We start from the raw sequence: 421 nt of genomic DNA, 5'->3' as shown, positions 1-421 counted from the left end.
GGATGGACGCCGTGCGCCCGCACGAGTTCCACGCGCCGGGCGACGAGTTCGTGCGGCTGGCCGCCGTGCGGGCGCCCGGGGCGGCGGTGCACCGGCTCGGGCACGGCGAGAGCGTGCGCCCGGAGGCCGCGTGGTGATCCCGTCCGCCGTCCTGGTCCAGACGGTCGGCGCGCCCCTGTCCGCGATGGCCGCGCTGGCGGCCGCCCCGGTGACCGTGGTGCCGGAGTCCACCCAGCAGGCGGTCGGGTACCCGTCGCTGTTCCTGCTGGTGCTGATCGGGGCGCTGGTGCCGGTGGTGCCGACGGGGGCGCTGGTCAGTTCGGCGGCCGTGGTGGCCGTCCACCGGGCGGCGCCGTTCTCGCTGGCGCTGGTGTTCGTCACCGCGTCGCTGGCGGCGTTCCTCGGGGACCTGGCGCTGTAC

General features: G+C 77.2%; 2 pseudogenes. Both read left to right on the top strand.

Annotation, left to right across the window (positions count from 1 at the left end):
- Nucleotides 1-137 (top strand): annotated as a pseudogene (locus tag KDL01_RS47065) (MBL fold metallo-hydrolase); the annotation flags it as partial.
- A 47-nt stretch (nucleotides 138-184) separates the two neighbouring features.
- Nucleotides 185-421, top strand: a pseudogene (locus KDL01_RS42250) (DedA family protein); the annotation flags it as partial.

The organism is Actinospica durhamensis, from assembly GCF_018139695.1.
Taxonomy (GTDB): Bacteria; Actinomycetota; Actinomycetes; order Streptomycetales; family Catenulisporaceae; genus Actinospica; species Actinospica durhamensis.
This window is presented reverse-complemented; position numbering and strand designations above follow the sequence as displayed.